Below are 26,217 nucleotides of genomic sequence, written 5' to 3'. Positions count from 1 at the left end.
GCTATTGACCACAAAGGACAAACTTGTCAGCCTCAACTCAACTGGAAGGGTTGAGTTATGACGAAGTCGGTTCCGCATGACGGTATTCGCCCGGATGATCGCCCGATTGCCGTCATCGGCGGCGGTTTCAGCGGAACCCTGCTGGCGATCCATCTCGCCCGGCGGGGATCACGAGTCGTGATCGTCGAGCGGGACCCGCAGGCGCTCGGGCACGGTCTGGCCTACGGCACATGCGGGCCACAGCACCTGCTCAACGTCCGCGCCGGCAACATGAGCGCGTTTGCCGACGATCCCGGCCATTTCCTGCGCTGGCTGGGGGTGGACGAAGCCGACGCCGCCAATCGCTTTGCCACGCGCGCCACTTACGGGACGTATCTGTCGAGCCTGCTGGCGACGGCGCGCGCGACGATGCCCGATCGCATTGCGGTGGCCATCGCTGTCGCCCGCGATATCGCCCCGGCGCCGGGCGGGACGCTGGATGTCCAGTTGGATGATGGCACCATCCTGAACGCTCGTGCAGTGGTGCTGGCACAGGGCAATCTGCCGCCGCAGCGCCATCGCGCGCTCGACGGACTGGCAGGATCCGATGTGGTGCCCGATCCCTGGGCGCCGGGCGCGCTCGATGCCGTCTCACCGGACGCGCGGGTGCTGCTCGTGGGTACCGGCCTCACGGCGGTCGACGTGATCCAGACCCTGCAGGCGCGGGGACACAAGGGGCCGATCATGGCTCTGTCGCGTCGCGGGCTGATGCCGCGCGCCCACGCCGCCAGCGGGCCCAGCGTGACGCCGCAGCCGATGCCGACGGCGCGCGGCAGCGATCTGTTGCGAGCCATCCGCGCGCGCGCCACGCAAGTCGGCTGGCGCCATGCGATCGACGAACTGCGCCCGCATACGCAGGCGCTGTGGCAGGCCCATGATGGTGCGGCGCAGGCGCGCTTCCTGCGTCATGCGCGGCCATGGTGGGATGTGCATCGCCACCGCATGGCGCCGGCGCTCGCCACCCGGATCGAGAGCCTCAGGGCGCGAGGCGACCTGACGGTCGTGGCCGGCGATTTGCGACGGGTAGAGCGCGCCGCCGACGGCACGCTCGACGTAGATTGGCGGCGCCGCGGCACGAACGGGTCCGTCCGCACGGCAGTGGATGCGGTCGTCGTCTGCACGGGCCCTGGTGGCGATCCCTCGCGCAGCCGCGATCCCTTGCTGCAGACGTTGCTGGGGAAGGGATTAGCCCGCCCCTGCCCGATGAATCTCGGACTGGATGTCGACGCGCACTGGACCTTGCGCGATGCCGGGGGACAGGCCGCACTGCCCATCCACGCCATGGGCGCGCTGTCGAAGGGGCTGAACTGGGAAATGGTGGCGGTGCCCGACATCCGGCTTCAGGCGCAGCGGCTGGCCGAGCACTTGTGCCGCACCCAGGGCGCGGTTCCAGCATGAGGCTTCTAGCCCCGCCGCGTGCCGCTGTGGCACCCGGCGGGACCCGAAGCCGCACGCCGTGGATCGATCAGATGGCGTAGCCGGGCAGGTCGCGGCCGACGCGGCGCAGGACCGCGTCCCAGGCGAGCTGGTGATGCGCCTTGCGCCCCTGCGCGGCGCGGGCGACCGAGGATTGCTGGGCGATCTGGCGCAAGGCTTCCTGCTGCGCCTCTTCTGGCGCCAGCAGCACATGATCGCGCCCTCCGGCCAGCGCCGCCACTTGTGCGGAGCAGGCTTCCTCCAGCTGGTAGATCGCGGCCCATGCCTCTCCCGGCGTGCGGCCGAGTGCGAGGGTGCCGTGATTGCGCAACAGCAGGAACTGCTTGTCGCCCAGGTCCGCCACCAGCCGTTCGCGCTCGTCGAGATTGAGCGCCACGCCCTCGTAGTCGTGATAGCCCAGCCGCGGGATTATATAGAGCGCGCGCTGCGACAGCGGCAGCAGCCCTTCCTTGTGCGCCGAGGCGCCCATGCCGTCGCGGGTGTGGAAATGCGCGATCCAGTGCGCATCGTCGCGCGCGGCATGGATCGCCGAGTGGATCACGTAGCCGGCATAATTGATGCCCCACTCGCTCTCGCCGATGATGTTGCCATCGAGATCGACCTTGACCAGGCTCGAGGCGGTGATCTCGTCGAAGGCCAGGCCGAAGGGGTTGATAAGGAAATGCGCGTCTGGCCCCGGCACGCGCGCGGTCACGTGGGTGTAGAGGAAATCGTCGTAATCATAGATCGCGGAGATGCGGTAGAACGCCGCGAGATCGACCCGCGTTGCCCACTCGGCGTCGGAAATGCCGTGGGGGCGATCGTTGGCGTCCGCGACCGGACGCTCGAGGACCGAAGCCATCTTGGTTGTTCCTTCAGCTGGCCAGCGCGACGGGCGCGGCCTGGCGCTGCGCGTGCTTGGCATGGACGAGCGGGATCAGGTGTTCGCCATAGGCGATGGCATCGCCCAGGGGATCGAACCCGCGGATGAGGAAGTGGTCGATGCCGAGGTCGGCATAGGCCAGCATGGCATCGGCCACCTGCTCGGGCGTACCGACGAGGCCGGTGCTGTTGCCCTGCGCGCCGGTCAGCGCGGCAACGCCGGTCCACAGCCGCGCGTCGCGGCGATTGCCCGAAGCGGTGTCGAGCAGGCGCAGCGAGCCGGCGTTGGGCGGACGATGGCCGCTGGTCGGCAGCCCCGCCGCCTCACGCACGGCGCGCACCTGATCCTCGATTTCGCGCGCCTTGGCCCATGCGGCTTCCTCGGTATCGGCGATGACCGGGCGCAGCGACAGCGAGAAACCCGGCTTGCGCCCGTGCCCGGCTGCGGACTGACGCACCTGGCGGACGGCGTCGGCGACTTGCGGCAGCGTCTCGCCCCACAGCGCATAGACGTCGGCGTGGCGACCGGCGACGGTGATCGCCTCGGGCGACGAACCGCCAAAGAAGACCGGCAGGTTGCTGGGCTTGATCGCGCTGAAACCCTGGCGCACCTCGAAGAAGCGGCCCTTGTGATCGAACGGCTGGGCCGAGGTCCATTCCTGCTTGAGCACGTCGAGATATTCGTCGGTGCGCGCGTAGCGTTCCGCCTTGGTCGGGCCGACGTCGCCGTCGCGCGCCATTTCCTCGTCGGCACCGCCCGTGATGATGTGCACGGCGACGCGCCCGCCCGACAGCTGGTCCAGGGTTGCCAGCTGGCGCGCGGCGAGCGTCGGCTGGGTGAACCCCGGCCGATGCGCGACGAGGAACCCGAGCTTCGTGGTCAGCGCGGCGGCATGCGCGGCGACGATCTGGCTTTCGGGCGAGTTGGAGCCGAAGGGGATCAGGACGCGGTCGAACCCGCCCGCTTCCTGCGCCCGTGCCGCATCCTCGACATAGGCACGGTCGAGCACGCGGCGGACCGGTCCGTGGATTTCGGAGGTATTGTTGAAGCCGATATAGCCGATGAACTTGATGGCCATGGCATGATGCCCCTTGTGGCTGAAACACGTGGCGGACGTTGTCCGCCCTCATGTCTATCTAATCAATTGACTTTTGAGCCGGACCTATTGGCATTGCTCAACACCACTCAATAGCCGCGCGCCGGCTCCACCAGATCGCGCGGCGCCTGCCCGCCGGCGAACAGCGTGATATCGTCGAAGATCTTGGCCATCAGCTTGTCGCGGGCCACCAGATAGTTGGCCGACAAGTGCGGGGTAAGCCGCACGCGCGGATGGCTGTAGAGCCGATGACCGGCAGGCAGCGGCTCGGGGTCGGTGACGTCCAGCGTCGCAAAGCCCAGGTGCCCGCGGTCGAGCGCCTCGAGCAGGGCGGCCTGGTCGACGACGCTGCCCCGCGCCACGTTGACCAGATGCGCCCCCGGCTTCATCCGCGCCAGCAGCGTCGCATCGATCATGTGCCGGGTTTGCGGGGTTGCCGGCACCGCCAGGACCAGGTGGTCGGCACGCTCGGCGACGGCCTCGACACGGGTGACCAGTTCGATCCCTTCCAGCCCCGGTGGCGGCGGCCCCTCGCTGCGGCGCACGGCGACGACGCGGGCTCCTAGGGCCAGCATCCGGCGCGCCACCGCCTGGCCGATCGCGCCGAGGCCGATGAGCCCTACCGTGCTGCCCAGCACTTGTCCGAGCTGGGTATAGTGCCAATCCTCCGGCCCCTTCGGCGCAACCGAATCGAGGTCTTTCGCCTGCCGATAGATCGCGGTGACGACATAATCGGCGATCTCTTCCGACGCCGTGCCGCGCGCACAGCTCACCAAGGGTCCGTCGAGCAGCCAGCCGGGGTAGAAATCGATCCCTGCCGACGCACTGCAGACCCAGCGCAGCCGTCCGGGCCAGATCGCCGGTGCCGGCGCCGCGCGTGCCGGCGCCCAGGCCGGCGACGGGCGGATGACCAGCACGTCGGCATCTGCTGCCGCCTGCCATGGCTCGTGCTCGGGCGCAGCAATGACCTGCGGGCGCGTGGGATGTTCGGCCAGCAGCGCGTTCAGCCGCGGCTCGAGCTGGCTGGCGATGACCAGGCTCACTGGCCCAGCCCCGCGCGGCCGGCGGCCACCAGTACGGTATCCGCCTGTGGCGAATGGATGCGCGAACACAATACGTCGCGGTAATGCCGCTCGAGCGGGTTGGCCCGGCTGATCCCCGGGTTGCCGGTCAGTTCCAGCCCCAGTTCGACGGCACGGATCGCATTGGCATTGGCCAGATGCTTGATGAGGTTGACCTCGCTGGCGGTCACCGGCAGCCCGGCATCGGCGGCACGCGCGGCGGTTTCGATGAGCACGCGATTGGTGAGCAACAGGCCTTCGATCTCGCCGAACTTTTCCTGCACGCGCGGCAGCGTGGCGAGTGCCGCCCCCAGGTTGGCCGGCTTTCGCGCATTGAGATACCCGGCCAGCCAATCGCGCGCCGCGCGGGCGACGCCGTCGTAGATGGTCGCGATCGCCAGCGCGTTCCACTGGAAGGCACTGGTGTCATCGCCGGGGCGCGGCGCCCAGTCCTCCGGTGGACGCAGATCGACGGCAAGCGCGGCCGGCACCGGGGTGTCGGTAAAGACCACCTTGTGGCTGACGGTCGCTCGCATGCCGAGATGGTCCCACTCGGGCACGATTTCGATCCCGGCGCTGTCGGGCCTGACCAGGAACAGGCCGAGGCGCAGCGGCGTCTCGTCGGTCTTGGCCCAGACCGCGAACCAGTCGAGACCCGACGAGCCGGTCGAATAGATCTTTTCGCCCGAGAGCGACCAACCGTTGTCGGTCTTGCGCGCCGTGGTGGCGGGCAAGCCGCCGCGCACCGGCGTCCCCAGTTCCGGCTCCACACGGAAGGTGCCGACCAGCCCGTTTCCGGCGACTGCTTCGCGGGCGAGGCGTTCGTAGATGGCCCGGTCCCAGCGCCGGCCCTTTTCCGGCGCGGCGTGGAACGCGTAAGTCATGAACAGGATCAGCGCGGTCGAAGGCTCGCCCTTGGCGACGGCGCCGAGCACGCGCAAGGCATCGACGAAGCCGGCCCCGCCACCACCCAGCCGGCGATCGACGGTCAGCCCGATCAGCCCTTCGCGGGCGAGGATGTCGAAGTTCTCGCGCGGGAAACGCGGGTTTCGATCATAGTCCTGCGCCCGGTGCGCGAGCTCGCGCGTCAGCCGATCGAGTGCGACATCGGACAGATCCGGGAAATCCTCGGCAAGCACGTGCGTGGCCATCGCTCAGGCCTCCTTGATCTTCGGGTTAAAGCGGTTGTCCCACAAGGGGCGCATGTCCACGCGGCGGCCGATCAGGCCGGCCTTGGCGAAGACGTCGGCGACTCCCTGCTGCGATGCGATCGCATCGTCGGTGACCCGGCGCAGCGTGAACGGGTCGCTGCGCCGCGCGAACTGGTCGTTGACCAGAGCGACGGGCACTCCGATCGATTCGGCGACCTTGCCCGCCCAGACGTCGCGGTTGGCCGTGGTCCAGGCATATCCCTGCTGCGTCAGCTGCAGATAGCGCCCGATCCATTCGGCGCGGACGGGATCGGCGATGGCGTCGCGATGTGCGGAGACGACGTAGTTGCCCGAAAGGAAGCCCAGCGCGGTGCGCAGGATGCGCGCCCCCTGCGTGGCCATGGCGCGCTGGATCGGAAACCCGTAGATGGCCCAGGCATCGAGCGAGCCATTCCCGAACGCCGCCGCCCCATCGGCCACGGTCATCGCGACAGGTTCGATATCCGCCCAGGTCAGCCCGACGGACTCCAGCATCCTGATGAGGAAGTATTGCGTCGTCGTCGCCCGCACATAGCCGACACGCTTGCCCTTGAGATCCGCCAGGCTGCGCAGCTTCGATCCGCGCGGCACCAGCACGACCTGGTTGTTCACGTCGCCATGATAGACCGCGATCTGCCGAAAGCTCTGGATCGTCGAGGCGGCCGCGAACACCGGCGGAATCTCGCTCATTCCTCCGAAATCGATCGCCCCCGAATTGAGCGCCTCGACCACGAGGTGGCCGGACTCGAATTCCGAATACTGGATCGGAAAATCGGGCTCGATCCCCGCACTCTTGAAGATGAGCCGGCTGTCGCTTTCCCCGCGGCCGGTGATGGCGACCCGCAGCGCGGCAGGCTTGGCCTTGCCCGCGCAACCGGCGAGCAGCGCTGCGCCCGCTCCTGCGAGGAATGTCCGGCGCGGCACGCTGGCGCGTTGAAAAGCGGGATCGGTCGGTGTCGTCATATACTCAACCATAAATGTTGAGTTTGATGCCAACCAATGAGATTTGCTTCACCCGCATGAGCATCGCCAATGCGATCGCGCCCTGCCTTGACGATAACTCAATTCATTAGGTTGAGTTTAAATAGGACGAACGGCTGGCACGCGCTTACCCGGTGGATAACGAACACTGAGGGAAAATCATGAACCGCACTGCCCTGCTGCTCGGCCTCTCGGCCGGCGCCATCGCCCTTGCCGGCACGTCGGCCCGTGCCGCCGAAGTCCCTGCATCCGATGCGGCGCCGGAAGCAGCGGCAGATGCGGCTGCCGACGCCGGCCCCCGCGAGGACATCGTCGTCACCGCCACCCGCCGCGAGACCCGCCTGCAGCAGACGCCCGTCGCGGTCAGCGTCATCGGCACCGAGTTCCGCGCCCAGCAGAATGTCGTGACGACGCGCGATCTCGCCGGCCAGATCCCCGGCCTCTACACCGCGCCCAGCGGGATCACGCCGCTGACCAACACCTTCTTCATCCGCGGCATCGGCAACAGCGACCCCATCTTCGACCCGACCGTCGGCACATATATCGACGATGTCTACCAGGCGCGCGCCATCAACGGCATGTCGGACCTGACCGACGTGGAGCGGGTGGAAGTGCTGCGCGGCCCGCAAGGCACGCTGTTCGGCGCCAACTCGGCAGGCGGCGCCATTCGCTATGTCACGCGCAATCCGGGCGAGGCGCTGAGCCTGCGCGGCGATGTCGGCTACGGCAACTACAACACGGTCAATGCCCATGGCTACGTCGCGGGGGCCCTGGTGCCCGGCACCGTGCTGGGCAGCGTGGCGATCGCGCACGACCAGCACGACGGCTATACCTGGAACCCGTCGCAAAACCGCTACGTCAACAACCAGAACACCACCGGCGGGCGGGTGAAGCTGGTGCTGACCCCTGCTGCTGGCCTGAAGGTCACGCTGACCGGCGATGGCACGATCGACCATTCGCAGGCGGCGCAATATGTGCCGACGACCTATAACCCGACCAACCCGGCATTGAGTGGCCTCGGCGCGATTACCGGCGGCACGCTCTACAACCCGACCTCGTTTTCGCGGTATCAGGCCAACACTAGCTATGCCGGCCGCTATCCCGTCAACACCTCGCGCAGCGGCGGCGTGACCGCGCGGATCGACTACGACATCGACGCGCACCTGGCATTCCACAGCATCAGCGCGCTGCGCGCGTTCAGCCAGAACCCGGTCAACTACAACAACGACGGCCAGGCCAAGCTGCCCTACAATGCGGCACAGCCGCGGGCGATCGACCTGTCGGACAATTACATCACGTATCGCCAGCACCAGTTCACGCAGGAGTTGCAACTGCAGGGCACATGGACGGCGTTCGATTTCACCGGCGGCCTCTATTACCTGTTCGAGAATTTCCAGAGCGACCGCCTCGGCTACGTGACCGGCCTGCCGCAATCCGACACCGCGCTTCCCGCCGCGCCGTTTGACCAGATCGGCCGCACGCGCAGCTTCAACTATTCGGCCTATCTGCAGGGCAACGTTCACGTGACCCCGCGCCTGACGCTCACCGTCGGCGGGCGCTATATCATCCAGCGGCGCGCCTTCGCGTTCCGCGGGGTCAACTACGATCTCGATGGAAACCCGATCAACCCGGCGCTCTACCCGCAAGTGCTGACCGGCGGTGCCATCCCGGCACTGGGCGTCAGCGTCTCTGCCGCACAGGTCAACTTCACCAATGCAGCCATCCTCAACCGCAAGACCTGGCGCACGTTCACGCCCAAGGTCGGCGTATCGTGGCGGGCGACCGACGACGTCTTCCTGTTTGCCAGCTACGCCAAGGGGTTCGACGCCGGCGGCTTCAACAATCGCGCGCTGAACCTTGCCACCGCACTGCCCTATGATCCGGAAACCGTGAATACGTACGAGGCCGGCATCAAGACCGAGTGGCTGAACCATGACCTACGCGTGAACCTCACCGGGTTCTATAACGACTACAAGAACCTGCAGACCGCGGTAAGCGCCTTCAGCCCGGTGTCGGGCACGTACGTCAGCACGCGTGGCAATGCCCCGTCGGCACACACCGAGGGTTTCGAACTGGAGACCGCTGCCCAGCCCTGGCGCAATCTCGCACTCGTGGCCAACGTGACATATCTCAAGACCCGCTACGACGACTATGCTGCCCCCGCCTATGGCACCGTCCCGGCCTATACCTACACCGGCAACCAATTCCCCTTCCAGCCCAAGTGGCAATACTTCGCCTCGGCCACCTGGACCGTGCCGGCCAGCATACCGGGCGAGATCAAGATCGGTGCCAGCGGCAATTTCCAGACCTCGCTGTTTTCCAACCAGCTCAACAACGTGCAGTACCAGATCGCAGCGCACGGCTACGCCAATGCCTTCCTCAGCTACACCACCCAAGACCAGCGGTGGACCTTCACGCTGACGGGCCGCAACCTGACGAACTCGTTCTTCTACTCCGCGCTGTCGCCGGTCGGCTCCTCGATCAAGGCCGGCCCTTACGCGGGGACCGTGCTGCTACAGGGCGCGCAGAATCCGCCGCGCACGGTCTTCCTCAAGGCGGCCTACGGCTTCTGAGGGGAGCCGGGCCCGCCGCGCTCGCTTGCCCCTGTCATACGGAACACTGCATGCACCTGGCCCTGTTCGTCACCGCCGACGGCATCCACCACGGCGGCTGGCGCCATGCCTCCGCCAGCCCCGGCCGCGCCGGCTTCGGCTTCTACCGCACGCTCGCGGCCGCCGCCGAAGCCGCCTGCCTCGACATGCTGTTCGTGGCCGACAAGCTGGCGATCGACGCCATCCACGGTGGGGATTACCGGCACACGCTGCGCCATCGTCCGGCCAACTGCGTCGAGCCGCTGACATTGCTGTCCGCGCTTGCACCGGTCACGCGCCACATCGGCCTCGCCGGGACGCTGTCGACGTCCTACGCCGAACCGTTCCACGCCGCGCGCCTGTTTGCCGGCCTCGACGAGATCAGCGAGGGCCGCGCCGGCTGGAACGCCATCACCTCGGTCAGCGACGCCGAAGCGCGCAACTTCGGCCGCGCCGAACACTACGGCCACGACGAGCGCTACGATCGCGCCGATGAATTCATCACGGTCGTGAAGAAGCTGTGGGACAGCTGGGAAGACGGCGCCATCGCGCCCGACCCGGCCAGCGGCCGCTTCGCCGATCCGGACCGTGTTCACGCGATCGATCATACGGGCCGCTGGTTCACGGTCCAGGGTCCGCTCAACGCCCCCCGCCCGCCCCAAGGACGCCCGGTCATCATCCAGGCTGGTGCGTCGGGCGTGTTCCTCGATCTGGCCGCACGCCATGCCGAAGTCGTCTTCGCCGTCGCCCCCGACCTGGAGCGCGGCCAGGCCTTCGCCTTCGATTTCAGGGCGCGCCTGGCGGCGGCCGGCCGTACCGACAGCGCCGCAAGGATCCTGCCCGGCATGGTGCCGATCGTCGCGCAAAGCGATGGCGAGGCGCAGGACCTGCTCGGCGAGCTCGATGCCCTCGTCACCGAACAATCCGGCCTCGGCTTCATGTCGGGCAGCATGAACCTCGACCTCGCGCCTTATCCGGTCGATGGTCCCGTGCCCGATGTGCGCGACCAGATCCGTGGCAGCAAGGGCCGCTTCCACCACGTCATCGGCCATGCGATCGAGCAGGGCTGGACGCTGGGCGAACTGGGTCGCTGGTACGGCTCCAGCCTGTCGTTCGCCAAGTTCGTCGGCAGCCCCCGGCGCGTGGCCGATACCATGGAACAGTGGGTGACCGAAGGCGCAGCGGACGGCTTCGTCGTCATGCCGGCTTCGATGCCCCTCGGGGCCGAACGCTTCTTCCAAGACGTCGTGCCGATACTCCAGCGCCGCGGCCTGTTCCGCGCGGGCTACACCGGTTCAACCTTGCGCGACCATCTCGGGCTGGCGATGGCGTGACAGCTCATCGAGGTTCTATCAGCGGCAGTGAAGGCGGCGTCGGCAAAAAGTCCAGACTTCCCAATCACCGGCGCAGTTCCGGCGCCGGGTGCCCTTTGCCCGAAAGCATATGTTCCGCCCCTGCCACCCGCGTCTCGCGCGCCTTTCACGTAAGCGGCCGTGTCGTAAGGCTTGCAGGCGCCATGATCCGCGTGACAGGCCCGGTCAGGCGCCCTGCCCGCGGATCGCCTGCAGGTTGCGCAGGACGCGGTCGATCTCGTTGATGCCGTCGGCGATCGCGGCATCGGTTTCCATCGTCCGGGTGATGTCGAAACCGCAGGCGATGACCTTGAGCAGCCGCCCGGTGGTGTCACGCACGGGGCTGTAGCCGACCTGCAGCCAGATGACCTCGCCGTTGGCGCGCTTGCGGCGGATGCGCGTGCTCACCGGTTCGCCGCGGGTCAGCGGCTCCCAGATCGTTGTCAGCAGCATGCCATAGGCCTCGTCGGTATCGAACAGCAGCGAATGATGCTGCCCGACCAGTTCCTCGCGCGTGTAGCCGATGGCATCCAGGAAACGGTCGTTGACCGCGAGGATCGTGCCGTCCTCGCCGAACTCGGCGCGCGCGAAGGCGGCATCCATCGCGAAGTTCTGCGCCATGGCCTCGTTGGCGAGGCGGCGTTCGGTGGTGATGTCGGTGGCGGTGACGACAATCTTGACCGGATCGCCGTCCCCATCGCGGATCACGGTGAACCCTGCGCGCCACCACAGCACCGCCTCGCCCGGATAGACCATGGCGAGGTCGTACGTCACCGCAGTGCCGCCGATGATCTGCGCCCAGACTTCGCCGCGCGGATCGAGCAGGTCGGCAGCGTCGTGGAACAGGTCGGCCACTGGCTGGCCGACGATCTCGTCGAGCCGGCGCCGCGTCCGGCCGAGGAAGATGGCGTTCGCATCCATAGTGCGGCCGGTGAGATCGCAATCGATGACCGCCTGCGTGGTCATCAATGAGGCGATCTGCTGCACGCTGGCTGTGGCGCGTTCGTAGTACTCGGTGACGTTCTGCGCGAACTTGACGACCTTCACCACGTTGCCGGTAAGATCGGTGATCGGATTGTAGCTGGCCGACAGCCAGATCCTGGCGCCGTCGCGGTGGCGGCGCGGGTAGACGCCGGTATGGAAGTCGCCGCAGCGCAGCCGCTTCCAGAACAGGGCGTATTCCTCGCTCAGCACATAGTCGTCGTCGCAGAGCGCCGAATGGTGCTCGCCGACGATTTCGTCTGACGCGTAGCCAAATATCTCGAGGAAATTGTCGTTCGCGGAGAGGATCTTGCCGTCGACACCGAATTCGATCGTGGCGATCGAGCGGCCCAGCGCGGCCATCTGGTTCTCGGCATCGAACTTGGCGAGCTGCGCGGTGGTGATGTCCACCGCCACCTTGAGCACGCGGTCGACCTTGCCCTGGGCAGTGAAGACGGGGACGTAGACCGCCTGGAGCCAGACCGGCTGCCCGTCGGCGCGGCGGCGCAGCTGCTTGTCGTCGACGTGTTCCCCCTTGAGCAGGCGCGCCCAGAACTTGTGGTAGCCCGCCTGTTCGGCGAATTCGGGGAAGCAGAACATCTTGTGATGCCGGTTGCGCACGTCCGGCATGGTGTAGCCCATGATCTTGAGGAAGATCGCATTGGCGTGAATCACGCGCCCGTCGGGCGTCAGCTCGACGATCGCAAAGCTGCGGCTGATCGCGGCGAGACGGCTGGCGACCGACCAGTCGCCCCCCAGCGCCTCGTTGAAGGATCGCACGGCATTCGAATCGCCGCCGGAGGAATCGGGCATGGAAGAAACGTCCACATTCAAAGGGTGCCATCGCGCTGTGGCGGGAAGGACGGCCCCGCGCCGCCGACTTTAAGTGCCGCTGCCGAAGCCATTGTTACATCTTCGTGAAACGGCTATCGGCATGGCCGGGGATCTGACAGCAAGGCTTGGACACATAGCTTACGAAACGAGGGAGGTTGCGCGGCCGGGAACCGTCGCGACCGCGGCCAGCCGGCGTGGACCGGCTCCGGGCCTGTCGATCATCCGGGATGGATCGAACGAGAGAACGACACCCGATGGACGGAGCATTCCGGCCAGGCGGGTCGTCTTGGCCTGCAACCCGCGCGCGGGCCACTACCGCGCGTCGGAGGTCGAACGCCTGCGCCACGACCTCGCAGCACGCGGCCATACGGTCAGCGTGGTCGACAGCCTTGCCTATGCCGCCGCTCCGGCCCGGTGGCCGGCCGATTGCGTCGCCATCGTCGGCGGCGACGGCACCGCCCGCATCGTCGTCGGCGCGGCCCACGACGCCGGGCTCGATCCCGCGTTCTGGGTCGTGCCCGCCGGGACCGTCAACCTCATCGCCCGCGAGACGGGGAGCGACCGCGCCAGAGCCGACACCGTCGCGCGCATCCTGTCCGAGGCCGGCGACCGCGCGGCGCATTACCGCGCGCGCATCGGCGACACGACATTCCTGTGCTGCGCCTCGATCGGTCCCGACAGCATGATCGTCGACCGGGTGACACCGGCGCTCAAGAAGCGCTGGGGCCGCATGGCCTATGTGCTTGCCTGCCTCGCGCAATTGCGGCGCTGGCCGCGCACGGACCTGCAGGTCACGGCCGACGGCCGGCGCCACGCCGCCGAGGCGGTCTTCGTGCTGAAGGGGCGGTTCTATGCCGGGCCCTGGACCCTCGATGCGTCCGCCGCGCTGACCACGCCACATCTCCACCTCGTGCTGCTCCCGCGGGCGCGCCGCCGCGACATCGCGCGCCTTGCGGCCAGTGCACTGCTGGGCGGGCGCTTCGACGATCCGGCGTGGATACGGCTAAAGGCTAGCGACGTCGCCGTGGAGGCGGCGACATCGCTGGCCGTCCAGGCCGATGGCGACGTGGTGGCCCGAACGCCGGTGCGGTTCAGCATCGTGACAGACCCCGTCCGCTTTATCGCTGCCGATGCACGCCACAGGGACCGGGGCGCGGCATGACCATCGCTGTGAAAGACCCTGCCGTCGTGACCGATCCCGCCTGCCCGCCCTCCTCGTCGTCCCCTGCCGGTGCCGGGCGCACGCCTGCCGATCCCGGCCTCTGGGCCATTACCGGCGTGTCGGCGCTCGCCGTCCTTGCGCTGATGATCCACAACGGTCTGACCGTGCTCGTCGCTAGCCCGGCGTTCTTCGCCCTGGCGGGGGCGCTCGCAGCCATGGCCTTCGGGATGCGCCGCGGGAGCCGCCGGGCAACTCCGGGGCAGTGCCGGATGCATGACCTGTGCGAGGTCGGGCTGGTGATGACCGCGCTCGTCGCGCTGGAGGCGGTGGCCAGTTACCAGCTGGCAGCGATGAGCGAAGGATTCCACGACGCGACGCTGCAGCGCTGGGACGAGGCCATGCACTTCGACTGGCTGGCCCTGTATCGCTTCGTGGTGCGGCACCCGGTGGTGCAATATGTCGGCTCGGCCGCGTACAATTCGGCGTTCCTCTCGCCCTGGACGATCGTGATCTGGCACTGCTGGCGCGGCGAGCGCGCGGCGGCCCGCGAGTTCGTCATCACCTTCTGGTGCGCGATCGTCCTGACGCTGGCCCTGTTCCCGCTGTTTCCGGCGCAGGGTGCACTGGATTACCTGTGGCACGGGGTCGTGCCCTATTCGCCCAGCAACGGCCTCGACCAAGGGCTGGTGATCACCGGACTGCGCAGCCATGCGATCACCACGATCGACCTGGCCACGGTGACCGGGCTGGTCTCTGCGCCCAGCTTCCATACTGCCTGCGGCGTGCTGTTCATTGTCTTCGGCTGGCGGATCAGGCCCTTGCGCGGCGTGATCGTCCCGCTCAACGTGCTGCTGCTGCTGGCCACCCCGGTCGAGGGATCGCATTACGCCAGCGACATGGTGATCGGCGCGCTGGTCGCCCTGATGGCAATCCTTGCCGTCGCGATGCGCCAGCCGATCCTGGCGCGGCTGAAACGGGCCGGTTTTACCCGGCCCGTCCCGCTCGCTCAGTAGTCCTTGCTCGCCTTCACGCTGATCTGTTCGTCACCGATCGTCGAGATCGTGCCGAGCAGCGCCAGCCAGCGGGTGATGCGGAACTCGATCGAGGTGGCGTTGTAGCCACGCCCGTCGGTGACGAGCTCGAGGTAGAACCGCCGCCCCAGGTACTTGCCCACCGCGATCGATGTGCCGCGCCCCGTGGCCGCATCTGCGCCGACGATGCGCAGGCGATCGAGGCCGATGGCGCTGCGCACCTTGTTGATCGGATCGCCCCCGCCGCCGCCGCGCAGGCTGGCCAGCGCCGAGGCCAGCTGGACGGCCTCGGGCGCCGAGATCTGCGTGATCGAAGTGCCGAACAGCAGGCGGCTGAGCAGTTCTTCCTCGGGCAGTGCCGGGGTCGAGCTGAACGCGATCGAGGTATGCGCCGCGGTCCCGGTGATCGAGATCGTGGCATTGACGCCATTGGCATCGCCGGTGGCGACGATGTCGAGCTGCGGGTCGATCGGAGTGCCGCCGGTGAAGCGGATCTTGCCGCGCGTCAGGTCGAAGCGCTTGCCCGCGAATTCATAGGCGCCGCGGATGACTTCGGCGGTGCCGGTGATCTGCGGCGCAGCGGTCGTGCCGCGCAGACGGATGTCCGCACCCCATTCGCTGTCGAGGCCCATGCCGCGCACGTCGACCCGGTTGGGGGCCAATGCGTCGATCATGAAGCTCCACGGTGCGCTGGGTGCGCGGGCCGGCGCGATATCGGCGGGCGCATTGATTTCGCGCGTCTTGATCGAGGGCAGTTCGGTCGCCGCGCTCGCCTTGCCAAGCGCCCAGCTGGCCTGGTCGATGCGCACGCGGCCCGCGATCGTCCCGCCATTGCCGTCGCTGATGACGCGCAAAGGACCGGTCACGGTCGCCGACATATCGTCGCGGCGGATCAGCTGGGCATTGGTCGCCGCGAGCCTCAAGTCGATGCCTACGCCCTTGGTCGCGATCGCCGAGAGGTCGATCGTGCCGCTGCCCACGACCTTGCCGCCGTTGCTCGTCGTACCGGCGAACTTCTGCAGCGACAGGTGCGAGGCGTCGAAACTGCCGGTCGCCTCGATGTTCTGGATGTCGGCGCCGACCAGCGAGGAGCGCATGCGCAGTCCCTTGGCGGCCAGGGCACCGGTCAGCACTGGGTTGTCGAGCGTGCCGGTGACGTTGGCGGTCGCCCCGAGCGGGCCGGTGAAGTCGAATGCCTCGACCGCGGCCAGGCGCCACAAGGCCTCGGCCGGGCCGCTGTAGCGGACCTGCGCCTCGAGCCGCCCGGCGCGCAGGCGTTCGGACACCGTGCCTCCCGCCGGCATGTTGGAGATCGCGGCCTGCAGGCGCCCGCGCACCGCGCCCTGCTCCTTGATGACCGCGCGGGTCTGGAGCGCAGAGGCGTCGAGCTGGCCGACGAGGTAGAGGTCGACCGGCTGCGAGGTCAGCACCAGGCCCGACCGCGAGAAGTTGGTGACCTTGACCGCGACGCGCGCCTGCGGCTTGCCCGTGCCGTCGTCGGCATAGTCGACGATGCCCGATGCCGCGCCGCCGAGGCCCAGATCGGCCACGACGATGTCGAGCACCGAGAGCGGCATGCGCGCGACCTTGAGGTTGAGCTGCGTCGGCCCGCCCAGCAAGTGGCCCTCGGCGATGACGATGCCACGGCCGAAGGTGACTTGGGTGGGTTGCAGGCGCCAGCCCTCGCCCTCGCGCTCCATGACCATGCGGCGCGGCATGTCGACCGTGCGGCCGGCGTAATTGCCTGCGACATAGGCGATGATCTTGTCGGGCGCGAAGGCGGCGGTGCCCTGCAGCGCGAACTGCGTGCCGCGGCGGCCCTCGATCGAGGCCGTGACCGAGCCCGAGCCGTTGACCAGCGTGGCGCTCGCCGCCATGCGGCCGATGAACACCTTGCCCGCAGAGATCCCCTCGGCGCTGACGTTGGCGGTCAGCGTGCTGTTGCCCTTGGCGAACAGGCCGTCGACGTCGACCTTGGCGTTGCCGATCGACAGCGGCATGTCCCCGCCGAAGCGGGCGTTGCGCGCCGTCAGCAGCGCCTTGACCATCTGCCCGCCATCCTGCGGCGCCAGATGGACCGTACCGTCGAGCCCGCCGCCGTGCAGCGCGAGATCGCCGCTGACCGCGCCGTCCGCCAGGACGACGCCGCCAGTGATATCGGTCTGCGACACGCGCAGCGACTGGATGTCGATCCGCGTCGGCCCGTTCTTGGGCGAATAGAGCCCCAGCGTCCCGGCGAACGGTCCGAGCCGCGACTGGCCATTGGTGGTGATGCCGATACCGTCGGCGATCGGCGCGACCGAGACGTGGACGTCCTTGAGGCCGGCGGCCGGCAGCGGGCTGGCGAAGACCAGCTCGGCATGCGGGCCGTCCTTGGCGAGGCGCGCATCGACGGTGAACGGTCCGTAGTCGGTCGAGCGTCCCTGCCCGACGACACTGGCGGTGCCATCGTTGGCGACCTTGCCGTCCATGCTGAGCGTGAGCTTGGGTGCGGTGATCTGCACCTTGCGCAGCGTCAATGGGATCGCCCCGCCCATCATCGCGCTGCCCCTGAACCGGACATCGCCGCCCGCAAGGTTGGCGAGCGTTGCATTGCTGATGCGGCTGAGACGGCCGGCCGCATTGGCCTGCACCGACCACGGCATGCGATCGCCGAACTTGATGAGCACCTTGGCGGTCCCGTCGAGAACGCCGGCATTGGGAATGGGGAAGCCGCGCGCGACGATCGGCCCGGCGAGCGCATAGCCGCCGCGCGCCATGTCACCGCGCAAGGTCAGCCGCGCATCGAGGCCCTTGAGGCGGATCGCCAACGGGTCGGCGGAGATGGCATTGCCATCGACCACCAGATTGCCCTGGATACGCGCGCCGACGAGGTGCGGATCCAGCATCGGCTGGCCGCTGCGCGCACTGCGGGCCGTGACATCGAGCGGCAGGACGAGCTTGCGGCCGTCCCAGTGCGCGGTACCCGCGGTTCGCAGACCTTGTGCCACGTAATCGCCCGAGCGCGCCTGCGCCACGGTCAGGACATGCTGGAACGACAGATCGGTGAACTTTCCATCGAGCGTACCGTCGAGCCGTACGCCGGTCAGTTCGGGCGTGGCGAGAAGGCGCTGCGGCTGGAGCACTTGCGCCTTGATGCGCAGGCCTTGTGCCGCGTTGGCCGACAGGTCGAGACCGCCCTGCGCCATGGCGCGCAGCGCCGGGGTCACGGCAAAGGCCGTCCCTTGCGCGCGGCTGTTGGCGAAGGTGCCCTGATAGACCAGCGAGACCTTGCCGCCCGCCGCCGCTGCGGCCGTGCCCTGCACCAGATCGGCCGGGAAGACCTGCCCAGCGAGACGATAGGCGCCGTTGCGGTTGTCGAGCAGGAAGGCGCCGAGTGTCTTGCCGTTCTGCTGCGCCCAGCCGAAGCCATGCCAGTCGGCGAACCGGCCACGGCCGCCGACGCGCATGTGGATCTCGCGCTTCACACCCGAGAGGCCCGCCAGCACGCCGTCCTTGGGTGCGTCATAGGCACCACCGAGTTCGAAGCGATCGCGATCGGGTTCACTGTCGAGGTGGAAGACGAGGCGGTCGCGCCCGCCGAGCTTGCCGGTCACGTCGACCAGCGCGCGGCCCTGGCGGATATCGGCCCGCGCCTTCACGTCGATCCGACGACGTTCGCCGACGATGCCCTTGGCCAGCGTCAGGTTGTCCAGCTCGAAGCGGTCGATGCGGATGTCGAAATTGGGCAGGATCGGCGCGTTGGGATCGCCGGGGTTCATCTTGGGCGTGCGCCACAGCGTGCCGCGATGCAGCACGAGCGTGCGGATATCGAGGCCCTTGCGCAGCCACGACAAGGGCCGCCAGTCAAGCTCCGCCTCGGGAATGGTCATGAACCGGCCCTGCGGGTCGCTCAAGACCACGTCGCGCAGCGTCGATGTGCCGAACAGCGAGCCGTCGATGCGGCCGATCTTGACCCTGAGGCCCGAGCCCGGGGTCACTTCGGCGATGCGATCGATGACGAAGCGGTGACCGATCGAGGAATCGAGGATTACGAACAGCGCGCCAAGCCCGGCGAGCAGCAGCAGCACGGCGGTCAGCAACCGGCGCGACCACCGCGCGGCAAAGCCCCGCTGCGCCGGCGGGGTCCGTCCGGCGCGTGAGGTCTCGGGAACGCCCGTTTCGGAAGGCGTTTCGGAAGGCGTTTCGTCGGTCATCAGAAAGCCTGTCCCAGCGCGATATAGACGCCCAGCCGGCTATCGCCCGGCCGCCGGTTGATCGGCGTGCCGACGTCGATGCGGATCGGTCCGAAGTTGGTCTGGTACCGCAGGCCCAGGCCCGCACCGATGCGCATTCCGTTCAGGGTCGGCGTTTCCTTGGGGCCGATGGTACCGGCATCGACGAAGGGCACCACGCCCACCGCACCGCCGAACAGCCCGGTCTTGATCCGCGCCTCGAGCGAGAATTCGGTCAGCGAGCGGCCGCCGGTCGGCTCGCCGGTCGCGTCGAGCGGGCCGACGCGCTGGTACGAGAAGCCACGGATCGAGGCGCCGCCACCGGCATAGAAGCGCCGCGACGGCGCGATGTTGTCGAGGCTGGTGCCCTGGATCGACCCCAGCCGCGTGCGCGCCGCCAGCACGACGCGGCTGCCGACGCCCTGGTAGATGCTGGCATCGACCTGGCTCTTCACATAAGTCGACTTGGTGCCGTTGGTCGTCGAGATTTCGGGCGACACGCGCAGCGACAGGCGCCAGCCGCGCGTGGGATCGAGCAGGTTGTCGCTGGCATCGTAGGCCCCGCGCAGCGGCAGCGCGGCGATGACGTAGGTCGCCTTGGGCTTGGTCGCGGTGGTTTCCTGCGTGCCGACGAGTTCGAGCCCGAACGAATAGGTCCACGGCTTCTGGAAGATCAGCGTCGACTGCTTTTCCAGGGTGACGAGCGCCGACAGCGTGTTGGCGTCGTAGGCCGGGTTCTTGAGCGTCTGCGCATAGAGGTCCGCGGTGAGCACCTGGTCGCGCTCGCGGAAGTTGTTCTTGCGGAAGGTGACGCCCGCCAGCTGTTCCTGCGTGCCCGCGACGCCGCGCACGCGCAGCATGCCTTCAGGCGGGAACAGATTGCGGTGTTCCCAGCTGCCCTCGAGGCGGAAGCCCTGCCCGCTCGAATAGCCGATGAGGCCCGCGAGCGTGCGCTGCGGCGCCTTGGTCAGCGTCACGTCGACATCGACGACGCCAGGCTCGCCATTGGCGGGGGGCGAGACCTCGCGCGTTTTCACGCCGACGGTCGAGACGAGGCTGGTGGCGAGCAGGCCCTCGCGCAGGTCGTCCATCTCACTGCGCTTGTAGAGATCGCCGGGCCGGAAGCGGGCGATCCGCTCGAGATGGCGCGACGAGAGATAGGCCGGGTCGCTGCTGGTGACGTGCCCGAAGCGATAGATGCCGCCGGTGGTCACCGGCTGGTCGAGGTCGCCGGTGCGTGGCTCGTGGTCGATCACCAGCGAGGGATCGCCGAGCGTGGCGAAGGCGTAGCCGCGCTCGCCCAGTTCCTTGGACAGGCTGTCCTTCTCGAGCAGGATCTTGTCGCTGTTGATCGGATCGCCGGGCTGGATGTGATAGGCGGCGCGCAGGGCCTGCGCGTCACGCGAGGCCATGACGTCGCCCAGCGTGATCTTGGCGAAGGTATATTGCGGGCCGGGCTGGATATCGAACCTGACGATCGCCGCCGCAGCCTCGGCAGCGCGGCGCGCGGCGCGGGCGGCGGCATCGTCGTTCTCGGGGATCGTGCCGCCGGGCTCGGTCGGGCGATCGGTCGAGGGGATGACGTCGGGGTCGTAGTAACCGTAGACGCGCAGGATCTGCTGCAGCAGTTCGGCATCGGCCTTGGACCGGCGGGTCAACTGCGCGAGATTTTCCTCGTCGTTCTTGAGCGTGCTGAGCGCGGACAGGCCCTTGAAGCGTTCGACGATCGCGCTGCGATCGGGCATCTTCACGTCGGGCGGGAATGCCAGGATGACGTTCTTGCCGACATTCACCAGCGTTGCATTGGCGATGCGGGTGCCCTGTGCGCCCTCGTCCTTGTCGAGCAGTTCGCCGGCCGCCTCGGCCTGCGCGCGCGCATCGGCGATGTCGGGATCGGGGGACAGCGGCTCGATCGTCGGCAGTTCAGCAGCATCGGGCCAGTCGAGGGTGATCGCCGGCATCGCGGGCAGCGGCGGCAGCGCTTCGGGCGTCAGCAGTGTCGAGACGTCGGGCGCGGGCGTGCGCGCGGCGTCGGTATCGAGCGCCCAGGCCTCGGGATTGTCGAGCGCGGAATCGGGGATCAGCGCTTTCAGCGCATCGTCGGCATCGCGCGACTGGGCCGCAGCGGCGACCGGCGACAGCACGATCCCGATGCCGGCAAGCATCGCCAGCACCGGGCCGAGATCATAGCGGAGGGAAACCTTCGCGCGGGGTGCGCGGCGCCATACCACTGCCGGCAAGATCGGTCCCGGCCAGCTCGGGCTTGGATGACGCAGCGCCCGATGCGACAGCTTCGTCGGCAGAGCCGCCGACACGTCTGCTTGCATGGGCGATGGCATGGGCTTGGTCATCGGGTTCGAACGCATGCCAGCCATCGCGGCCCAGCCGCTCCAGCGGGCGATAGCGGACCTTATATTGCATCCGGGGCGAGCCCTCGACCCAATAGCCGAGATAGACGTAAGGCAAGCCGATCCTCTGTGCGTGGAGGATGTGATCGAGAATGATGAAGTTTCCAAGCCCGCCGCGCGTTTCGTGATGAGGATCGTAAAAGCTGTATACCATCGAGAGCCCGTCACCCTGCTGATCCGTCAGGCAGGCCCCCACCAGTTTGCCCGGGCTGCCATCGGCAGTAGGCTCCCTGTATTCAATCACATAGCTTCTGACCGCGGTGTGCTCCACCATGTCGGCGAAGTCCATCTCGTCCATCGTCGCCATGCCGCCCCCCGGATGTCGGGCGGACAAGTAACGCTGCAATAGCGCGAATTGTTCCGCCGTCGACCACGGTTTGCATGCCGTCACGACAAGATCGCCGTTTCGCTTGAGATCGCGGCGCTGCGTGGCCGAGGGCCGGAACGCTCCGGCCACGACCCGCACGGACACGCAGGCCTGGCAATCGCCGCACGAGGGGCGATAGGCCACGGTCTGGCTGCGGCGAAATCCGATGCGGCTGAGCGCGTCGTTGAGATCGTCGGCGCCCGGCCCCTTCAGCTCGGTAAACACCTTCCGCTCCTGCCGGTCGGGCAGGTAGGGGCATGGCGCCGGGCTGGTCACGAAGAAGCGGGGGAAGCGGACAGGCGCAGTCACGGCCGAGGGATGATCCTTGTCGCCGCCGGTGGATCCGGCTGGGGCGTCGGGCAGACCCTGCCCGGCCCTGCATCACAGTCAACGCGCGTTAACCACGATGATCGGCCGGATCGCGCGCTTGCCCGCTTCTTTCCTGCGACCACGCTAACGCACCCGGCGATGCGTGCCAAGGCAGGACAAGCCACCCGGAAGACGTTAACACACGCCAGCCCGGGTGGGCTTGCCCCTATGCCCGATCAGGCGAGCTCGACCTGGGTCACGTCGTACCCGCGGTTGCGCAGCGCGCTGACCAGCAGGTCGATCTGCTCGCGATTGCGCGCCTCGCACTCGATCTCCGCGGTCAGCCCCTTGGCCGGCAGGGAGGTGAAGATGCGCTGGTGCCAAACCTCGAGGATGTTGACCTGATGGCGGTTGAACTCTTCCACTACGCTGTAGAGCGCGCCGGGGCGATCCTGCAGCACGATGCGCAGGCGGCCGAGACGGCCCGAACGCGCGAGGTCGCGCAGCAGCACGTTGGCGAGCAGGCGCGTGTCGATGTTGCCGCCGGTCAGCACGATGCCGACCTTGCGACCCTCGAACATGGCGCGGTTGGCGATGACCGCGGCAAGCCCGGCGGCGCCAGCACCCTCGACCACGGTCTTCTCGATCTGCAGCAGCAACGCCACCGCCGATTCGAGCGCGGCCTCGTCGACCAGCACGACATCGTCGACGATCTCGGCCAGCACAGCCGAGGTGAAGCGGCCCGGCTCCTTGACGGCGATGCCCTCGGCCAGTGTATCGCCGCCGCAGGGCAGCGTCTGGTGCTTGAGCTTGTCGTACATCGAGGGGAACAGCGCAGCCTGGACGCCGACCAGCCCGATCTCGGGCTTCATCGCGCGGGCCGCGGTGCCCATGCCGGTCAGCAGCCCACCGCCGCCGATCGGCACGACCAGCATGTCGATCTCGGGCACGTCCTGCAGCATTTCGAGCGCCACGGTGCCCTGCCCCGCCGCGACCGCCGGCTCATCGAACGGATGCACGAAGGTCAGCCCGCGCTCGGCCTCGAGCAGGCGGGCATGGGCATAGGCCTCGTCGAACGTCTCGCCCTCGAGCACGACGTTGCCGCCGACGCTCTCGGTCTGCATGATCTTCACCGCCGGCGTGGTGCGCGGCATGACGATCGTGACCGGCACGCCGAGCCGCGTGCCGTGGTACGACAGGCCTTGCGCGTGATTGCCGGCCGAGGCGGCGATGACGCCGCGTGACCGCTGCTCCTCGGTCAGCAGAAGCAGGGCATTGAGCGCGCCGCGTTCCTTGTAGGCGGCGGTGAATTGCAGGTTTTCGAACTTGAGATAAATCTCGGCGCCGGTGATCCGGCTCAGCGTCTGGCTGCGCAATGTCGGCGTGCGCACCACCTTGCCCATAATTCGCCCGGCCGCCGCGTGAACGTCGGCGAGGGTCAGCAGGGCTTCGGCCGGCTGCGGGGCGAGCTTGTGGACAAGATTTTCCATGGTGTTTTTAGGCCCTAGTGCAAAGGGACCGGCAAAGGAACCTTTTCCGCGCGGTCCGTGCAGGTGTTGGCGGTGTTGCGCTGGTCGCACAACGCATGAAACCATGCCCCCACGGCAGGGCTGGCGCGCGCGGGCAAACCGGGTAAACACTCGCGCCATGACCCAATCCCTCACGATCGCCTGCATCGGCCTTGGCACCATGGGCGGCCCGATGGCCCGCCACCTCGGCCACGCCGGACACTCGCTTGTCCTGTTCAATCGCAGCGCCGGCCGACGCGAGGCCTGGCTGGCCGCGAATCCGGACCTCGACGCGCGCATCGCCGGCAGCCCGGCCGAGGCCGCGGAAGGTGCCGATGCGGTGATCACCTGCGTTGGCAATGACGACGACCTCGCCGACGTCGTTCTCAGCCCCAATGGCGCCTTCGCCACGATGCGCCCAGGCGCTGTGCTGATCGACCACACCACGGTTTCGGCGCGGATCGCGCGCCAGATCGCGGTCGAGGGCCGCGACAAGGAAGTGCTCTGCGTCGACGCACCGGTCACCGGAGGCCAGTCGGGCGCCGAGAACGGCACGCTGTCGATCATGTGCGGGGGCAGCGACAAGGCGATCGAGGCGGCCCGTCCGATCCTTGGCGCCTATGCCAAGCGGGTGGTCCACGTCGGCAAGTCGGGCGCGGGCCAGACCGCCAAGATGGTCAACCAGATGTGCCTTGCGGCCACCATCGCCGGGCTTTCCGAAGGGATGCGCTTCGCCCAGGCCGCGCATCTCGATCTCGACAAGGTGTTCGAGGCGATCTCGGGCGGCGCGGCGCAGTCGTGGCAGATGGACAACCGCTGGGACACCATGGCCCGCGGCGAGTTCGATTTCGGCTTCGCGGTCGACTGGATGCGCAAGGATCTCGGTCTCGCGATCGAGGAAGCGCGCGGGCTCGGTGCCAGCGTCCCGACCACGGCGCTGATCGACCAGTTCTATGCCGACGTCCAGGCGCTTGGCGGTGGCCGGCAGGATACGAGCGCGCTGATCCGCCGCCTGCCGCTGCGCGGGCAGAAGCCGGCATGAGCGGGCGGTCCATGGCGCGCCGCCTGGCAGCCGTCTCCGCGATCGCCCTCGCTGGCAGCGCCCTGCCCGCGCTGGCAGATACGCTGGTCGACAACGTCCACGGCACCACGATCGGCGCCGACGGCCAGCCCGAGGCTGTGACCGGGCTGATGTTCAGCGACAGCGGCGTCATCACCCGCGTGTTCCATCCCGGCGAGAAGATGCCCAAGAAGGGCTTCGCCTATCACATCGACGGCAAGGGCCAGGTGATCCTGCCCGGCCTGATCGACGCGCATGTCCACGTTATGGAAGTCGGCCTCGCCGCGCTCTCGCTCGACCTGTCGGACACGCGCACGCTGGCACAGGCGCTCGACAAGGTCCGCGCCTTCGCCGCAGCCCACCCCGATCGCGCCTGGATCACCGGCCGCGGCTGGAACCAGGAGCAGTGGGGCCTCAAGGACGCCTCGGGCGCCAGCCGCTTTCCCACCGCAGCCGAGCTCGATTCGGCGGTGGGAGACCGGCCGGTCTGGCTGGAACGCGTCGACGGCCATGCGGGCTGGGGCAACTCCGCCGCGCTCAAGGCCGGCGGCGTCACCGCGCAGACCAAGGCCCCGGCGGGCGGCGCGATCGACAAGCGCCCCGACGGCACACCCGCCGGCGTGCTGGTAGATGCCGCCCAGGCACTGGTCGGTGACAAGATCCCCGCCCCCCGCGCCGCCGATCGCGATGCGGCCCTGGCCAAGGCGCAGTCGCTGCTGTTCCAGCGCGGCGTCACTGCCGTCGCCGACATGGGCACCAGCATCGAGGACTGGCAGGCCTACCGCCGCGCCGGCGATCGCAACCAGCTCTACGTGCGGATCATGGCCTATGCCTTTGGCGTCGACCAGATGGCGCTGATCGCGGGCGGTGAACCCACGCCCTGGCTCTATCAGGATCGCCTGCGCCTCGGCGGGGTCAAGCTGTTCATGGACGGCGCGCTCGGCTCGCGCGGGGCCTGGCTCAAGGCGCCCTACGCCGATGCCCCGGCCACGCGCGGCCTGCCGCGCATGAACGACACCCAGCTCGGCAACCTGATGAGCCGGGCGGCGATGGACAACTTCCAGGTCGCGGTCCATGCCATCGGCGATGCCGCCAACGCCTCGGTTCTGCACACGATCGACGACCTTTCGGCGACGTACAAGGGCGACCGGCGCTGGCGCGTCGAGCATGCCCAGATCGTCGATCCGGCGGACCGCGCGCTGCTGGGCCGCAATGGCGTGATCGCGTCGATGCAGCCTGTCCACGAGACGTCGGATCGCCTGATGGCCGAGGCGCGGCTTGGCCCGCAACGGCTGGCCGGCGCCTATGCCTGGCGCTCGAATGCCGCGGCCGGTGCCCGGCTCGCGTTCGGCTCGGACGCGCCGGTCGAGCAGGCCGATCCCTTCGCCGGTTTCGCCGCCGCGATCAGCCGCGAAGGCCCCGATGGCCAGCCGGCCGGTGGATGGCAGCCGCAGGAAGTGGTCACACGCGCCCAGGCCCTCGCCGCCTATACCACGGGCGGTGCCTATGCCGGCTTCGCCGAGGCGCGCTTCGGCCGCCTTGCCCCGGGCCTGCGCGCCGATTTCGTGCTGGTCGACACCGACCCGATGACCGCGACCCCGGCACAGATCCGCGCCACCCGCGTCAGCGAGACGTGGATCGGCGGCGGCAAGGTGTGGTCGGCAGCTGCGCCCGAGGCGGCGCCCGAAAACAAGCGCTGAGCCAGGCTTCCACAACCTCCAACCCCCTCCGCTG

General features: G+C 68.3%; 17 protein-coding genes. 7 read left to right on the top strand and 10 right to left on the bottom strand.

Going from position 1 to position 26,217, the window contains the following annotated elements:
* Positions 1 to 57 precede the first annotated feature (57 nt).
* Positions 58 to 1,437 carry an FAD/NAD(P)-binding protein gene (locus tag V7Q48_RS13450; RefSeq protein WP_333838767.1) on the top strand — a complete coding sequence of 460 codons (1,380 nt, stop codon included), beginning with the start codon at positions 58 to 60 and terminating at the stop codon, positions 1,435 to 1,437.
* A 67-nt stretch (positions 1,438 to 1,504) separates the two neighbouring features.
* Here V7Q48_RS13450 and V7Q48_RS13445 read toward each other — a convergent pair whose 3' ends face one another.
* From V7Q48_RS13445 to V7Q48_RS13425, 5 genes are all read right to left on the bottom strand, one after another.
* Positions 1,505 to 2,317 carry a class II aldolase/adducin family protein gene (locus V7Q48_RS13445; protein WP_333838766.1) on the bottom strand — a complete coding sequence of 271 codons (813 nt, stop codon included), beginning with the start codon at positions 2,315 to 2,317 and terminating at the stop codon, positions 1,505 to 1,507.
* 13 nt (positions 2,318 to 2,330) lie between these two features.
* Positions 2,331 to 3,416 (bottom strand): LLM class flavin-dependent oxidoreductase, encoded by a 1,086-nt coding sequence (locus V7Q48_RS13440; protein WP_333838765.1) that lies wholly within the window; start codon positions 3,414 to 3,416, stop codon positions 2,331 to 2,333.
* 107 nt (positions 3,417 to 3,523) lie between these two features.
* Positions 3,524 to 4,477 (bottom strand): NAD(P)-dependent oxidoreductase, encoded by a 954-nt coding sequence (locus tag V7Q48_RS13435; protein ID WP_333838764.1) that lies wholly within the window; start codon positions 4,475 to 4,477, stop codon positions 3,524 to 3,526.
* Complete coding sequence (locus tag V7Q48_RS13430; RefSeq protein WP_333838763.1) at positions 4,474 to 5,646, bottom strand: acyl-CoA dehydrogenase family protein; 1,173 nt, start codon at positions 5,644 to 5,646, stop codon at positions 4,474 to 4,476. The genes V7Q48_RS13435 and V7Q48_RS13430 overlap by 4 nt, the downstream gene beginning before the upstream one ends.
* Positions 5,647 to 5,649: 3 nt before the next feature.
* On the bottom strand, positions 5,650 to 6,648 hold the full coding sequence (locus V7Q48_RS13425; protein WP_333838762.1) for an ABC transporter substrate-binding protein: 999 nt from the start codon (positions 6,646 to 6,648) through the stop codon (positions 5,650 to 5,652).
* Between the two features lie 179 nt (positions 6,649 to 6,827).
* Here V7Q48_RS13425 and V7Q48_RS13420 point away from each other — a divergent pair, with 179 nt between their 5' ends.
* Both V7Q48_RS13420 and V7Q48_RS13415 read left to right on the top strand, forming a co-directional pair.
* A complete protein-coding gene (locus tag V7Q48_RS13420; RefSeq protein WP_333838761.1) occupies positions 6,828 to 9,239 on the top strand; it encodes a TonB-dependent receptor in 2,412 nt (803 codons plus the stop codon).
* 50 nt (positions 9,240 to 9,289) lie between these two features.
* A complete protein-coding gene (locus V7Q48_RS13415) occupies positions 9,290 to 10,591 on the top strand; it encodes an LLM class flavin-dependent oxidoreductase (RefSeq protein WP_333838760.1) in 1,302 nt (433 codons plus the stop codon).
* Positions 10,592 to 10,795: 204 nt separating this feature from the next.
* On the opposite strand, the gene V7Q48_RS13410 is transcribed toward V7Q48_RS13415, so the two are convergent.
* The gene (locus tag V7Q48_RS13410; RefSeq protein WP_333838759.1) at positions 10,796 to 12,403 is read right to left on the bottom strand and encodes a PAS domain-containing protein; all 1,608 of its coding nucleotides are present in this window, start codon (positions 12,401 to 12,403) and stop codon (positions 10,796 to 10,798) included.
* 307 nt (positions 12,404 to 12,710) lie between these two features.
* Between V7Q48_RS13410 and V7Q48_RS13405 the strand changes: the two genes are divergently transcribed.
* The gene (locus V7Q48_RS13405) at positions 12,711 to 13,586 is read left to right on the top strand and encodes a diacylglycerol/lipid kinase family protein (protein ID WP_333838758.1); all 876 of its coding nucleotides are present in this window, start codon (positions 12,711 to 12,713) and stop codon (positions 13,584 to 13,586) included.
* Positions 13,583 to 14,599, top strand: coding sequence for a phosphatase PAP2 family protein (locus V7Q48_RS13400; RefSeq protein ID WP_333838757.1), 1,017 nt, complete (start codon positions 13,583 to 13,585; stop codon positions 14,597 to 14,599). The genes V7Q48_RS13405 and V7Q48_RS13400 overlap by 4 nt, the downstream gene beginning before the upstream one ends.
* On the opposite strand, the gene V7Q48_RS13395 is transcribed toward V7Q48_RS13400, so the two are convergent.
* The 4 genes from V7Q48_RS13395 to V7Q48_RS13380 form a co-directional block, all read right to left on the bottom strand.
* Positions 14,593 to 18,813 (bottom strand): translocation/assembly module TamB domain-containing protein, encoded by a 4,221-nt coding sequence (locus V7Q48_RS13395; RefSeq protein WP_333838756.1) that lies wholly within the window; start codon positions 18,811 to 18,813, stop codon positions 14,593 to 14,595. The two genes, V7Q48_RS13400 and V7Q48_RS13395, sit on opposite strands and share 7 nt — an antisense overlap.
* Positions 18,813 to 20,996, bottom strand: coding sequence for an autotransporter assembly complex protein TamA (locus V7Q48_RS13390; RefSeq protein ID WP_333838755.1), 2,184 nt, complete (start codon positions 20,994 to 20,996; stop codon positions 18,813 to 18,815). The genes V7Q48_RS13395 and V7Q48_RS13390 overlap by 1 nt, the downstream gene beginning before the upstream one ends.
* A 19-nt stretch (positions 20,997 to 21,015) precedes the next feature.
* The gene (locus tag V7Q48_RS13385) at positions 21,016 to 21,915 is read right to left on the bottom strand and encodes an arginyltransferase (protein WP_333838754.1); all 900 of its coding nucleotides are present in this window, start codon (positions 21,913 to 21,915) and stop codon (positions 21,016 to 21,018) included.
* A gap of 236 nt (positions 21,916 to 22,151) precedes the next feature.
* Positions 22,152 to 23,405, bottom strand: coding sequence for a threonine ammonia-lyase (locus V7Q48_RS13380; protein ID WP_333838753.1), 1,254 nt, complete (start codon positions 23,403 to 23,405; stop codon positions 22,152 to 22,154).
* A 157-nt stretch (positions 23,406 to 23,562) separates the two neighbouring features.
* Between V7Q48_RS13380 and V7Q48_RS13375 the strand changes: the two genes are divergently transcribed.
* A complete protein-coding gene (locus V7Q48_RS13375) occupies positions 23,563 to 24,465 on the top strand; it encodes an NAD(P)-dependent oxidoreductase (protein WP_333838752.1) in 903 nt (300 codons plus the stop codon).
* Positions 24,462 to 26,183, top strand: a complete 1,722-nt coding sequence (locus V7Q48_RS13370; protein ID WP_333838751.1) for an amidohydrolase — start codon at positions 24,462 to 24,464, stop codon at positions 26,181 to 26,183. The genes V7Q48_RS13375 and V7Q48_RS13370 overlap by 4 nt, the downstream gene beginning before the upstream one ends.
* Positions 26,184 to 26,217: the final 34 nt, after the last annotated feature.

The organism is Novosphingobium sp. (assembly GCF_036803765.1).
In the GTDB taxonomy this organism is placed as follows: domain Bacteria; phylum Pseudomonadota; class Alphaproteobacteria; order Sphingomonadales; family Sphingomonadaceae; genus Novosphingobium.
This window is presented reverse-complemented; position numbering and strand designations above follow the sequence as displayed.